This window comes from Henriciella sp. (genome assembly GCF_049649345.1).
In the GTDB taxonomy this organism is placed as follows: Bacteria; Pseudomonadota; Alphaproteobacteria; order Caulobacterales; family Hyphomonadaceae; genus Henriciella.
In genome coordinates this window covers 1-2,660 of record NZ_JBARZC010000214.1, presented here as the reverse complement: position 1 = coordinate 2,660, position 2,660 = coordinate 1, and the positions used below count along the sequence as shown (strand labels likewise).

The 2,660-nt window shown below is 61.6% G+C and carries 3 protein-coding genes; 1 reads left to right on the top strand and 2 read right to left on the bottom strand.

The genetic code is table 11. The annotated features are described in order from the left end of the window. The first annotated feature begins 134 nt into the window (after positions 1-134). Positions 135-920, top strand: coding sequence for a hypothetical protein (locus WA989_RS05350; RefSeq protein WP_424339473.1), 786 nt, complete (start codon positions 135-137; stop codon positions 918-920). A 75-nt stretch (positions 921-995) separates the two neighbouring features. Here WA989_RS05350 and WA989_RS05345 read toward each other — a convergent pair whose 3' ends face one another. Beyond that, positions 996-1,547 carry a chloramphenicol phosphotransferase CPT family protein gene (locus WA989_RS05345; protein ID WP_424339472.1) on the bottom strand — a complete coding sequence of 184 codons (552 nt, stop codon included), beginning with the start codon at positions 1,545-1,547 and terminating at the stop codon, positions 996-998. 15 nt (positions 1,548-1,562) lie between these two features. Next, positions 1,563-2,660: acetolactate synthase large subunit (locus WA989_RS05340; protein ID WP_424339471.1), on the bottom strand; the 1,098-nt coding region annotated here is incomplete at its 5' end.

Sequence of the window (2,660 nt, the reverse complement as noted above, 5' to 3'; positions counted from 1 at the left end):
CCAGTGCGGCATATATCTTGCTGAAAATAATATGTTTTTCTCTTCAGCCAGCGTTCAGCTTGGTTTGCTATAGTACAGGCTGAAGACGTAGGAGGTTTGTCCTCCTGACGCTGAAAGGAGATTTTATGTCCGCGATGAGACTGGGAATTCTGGGTAGCGCTGCCGCACTCGCCATGGCCCTGCCGGCCGGTGCGCAAAGCTATGGCTACTCGAATTACGACAATGGCTATAATGATTATGGCTATCAGCAACCGAGCTATCACAACACCAATTGCGAGGCTGAACGCCGCTCAAACCAGGGCGCGGGTACGGTCGTCGGTGCGATCGCCGGCGGTCTGCTTGGCGCTGCGATTGCAGGCAATGATGATGATGATCGCCATCGCCGCCGCGGCCACCGCTATTCGCGTGGTTGGGACCGGGGTTATGGTCATGGCTATCGCGGACGCGGCCATCACAGAGGCAATGACAATGGCGACCAGGTTGCCGGCGCCGTGATCGGTGCGATTGTCGGCGGCGTGGCAGGCAATGCCCTCGCCAGCAGCGCCTCGAACTGCAACACCCGCGCCTATGCGCCGAGCCAGAACCAGCGCTATGGCAACATGCAGGTCGCCCCGCCGACCCGTCAGGCCTATGGCAATGGCTGGGGTAACAATAACGCCCAGGCGGTCACCTACGGCCAGCAAAGCGGCTATTCAAACAATGGCTATGCCGATGTGCGCCCCGGCGAAGAGCTCTATGGCAGCCGGTATGATCCGGGCTATGGCGCAACCACAAGCGGCTACAATTCCGGCTACACGACGGGCTATGACAGCGGCGAGTGCCGTACCGTCTACCGTGATCGCTACGTCAACGGCCAGCGCGTGAGCGAGCCGGCCACCGCATGTAATGTTGGCGGCGACCGCTGGGAATTCGTCGACTAAATCTACCAGGGACGGTTAGGCTCCGGGCCTCGGCCTGGCAGAGGGGCTGCGAGCAATCGCCGCCCTTTTGGTTTGTCAGAGTGAGAAGGCGTCTATGAGACGCCGGGCACATGCCTCCGGCCCGGCCTCATCGGTATTGATCTCAAGATCATACGTCTTGCCTTCGTGGACGCGGCTATACTGCCAGCGTGCTTGCCCGATATCACGGTCGCCCCGCGCGACTTCGCGGGCTTCGGCTGTTTCGAGGCTGCACGTCACGGCGACGAAGTGGGCATCATGGCCGGCGAGTTTCCTGCGATAATCATCAAGTGCGCTTGCATCGAGCGTCACATCGTCGACCAGCACGTCCAGCCCGGAATCGGCCAGCGCGGCGACGGATGCCCGCATACCTTCCAGGAGCGCCATGCCATAAGGCCCGGCCGTGATCTCGACTTCAGGACCTTCGTTGCCGCTAAGAGTCCTGAACTCAAACGCCTCAGCATGATTGGCGTAGCGCGGCGGCATCATCTCCAGAAAATCATCCATTGAGACCCTGAGGATTGGCTTTTCGGCGAGACGCTGCACAGCCTTGGCGAGCGATGTCTTTCCGGCGCTGGTGGTGCCGTTGAGAATGATTACCCTGGCCATTTCAAATCTCGATGATCACCCCGGCACAAGCGCCGCGATCAGCTTCGGCCCCTTCTGCTTCATGGCGTCCTCGAAGGCCGCATCGAACTCTTCCGCCGTCGTTGCCGCCGTGGCCTGAACACCCATGCTTTGCGCGAGGCTCACCCAGTCAATGTCCGGCTCACCAATCGCCAGCATGTCTTTCGCCGTCGGCCCGGGGTTGCCGGCGCCGGTGCGATGCAGCTCGATATTGAGGATGCGATAGGTGTGATTGACAAAGACGATCGTGGTCACGTCACAGCCCTCGCGCACCATGCTCCACAGCGCCTGATTGGTGTACATCCCGGCCCCGTCGCCCGTGAGCGCGATGATTTTACGGTCCGGCGCGGCGACAGACGCGCCAAGTGCGAGTGGCAGGCCCTGCCCGATGGCGCCGCCGGTCAGCATCAGCCAGTCGTGCGGCTCGGCATTCTGGGTAGAGAGGAAGACCGGCAGGCTGTTTGAGACCCCGTCATCCGACACGATTGCATTCTCCGGCATGTGCCGCGCAACGCTCGCCCCGACCGCAGCAGCATTGAGCTCTCCTGCAGGTGCTGACGGTTTATCGAGAGCCGCAGGCGGCGCACTCTCACTCGCGTCTAGCGCATCTGCAAGAATGGCGAGCGTTGTCGCGCTGTCGGTATCAGCGCCGCCTAGATCCATCGTCTCACACCCTTCCGGAACGAGCAGGCTTGGCTTGCCCGGATAGGCAAAGAAGGCGGCCGGCAGGGAGGTGCCGGCTGTCAGCATCAGGTCTGTACCTTCAAGGTCGGCCATGGCGGCCTCAGCGAAATACTGCATCCGGTCCGGCGTGAAGACGCCTGCGCCGCGCCGCATCTTCCAGTAGAAGGTGTCGGTCATGACGCGCACGCCCGCCACCTTGAGACGCGCGGCTGATGCAAGCCCTTCCTCTGTGAGCGCCGTGCCATTGATGATGACGACAGGCGATTTCGCCTTGCCGATCGCCTCCACCGCTGCATCAATCTTCTCTTTCGAGGTCTGCCGCAGACTTGGAATGGAGGCCTTGCCGCCCTTCTCTCCGCCTTCCAGCCAGGCTGAATCCGCCGGCAGGACCAGCGAGACCGGTCCCGATAC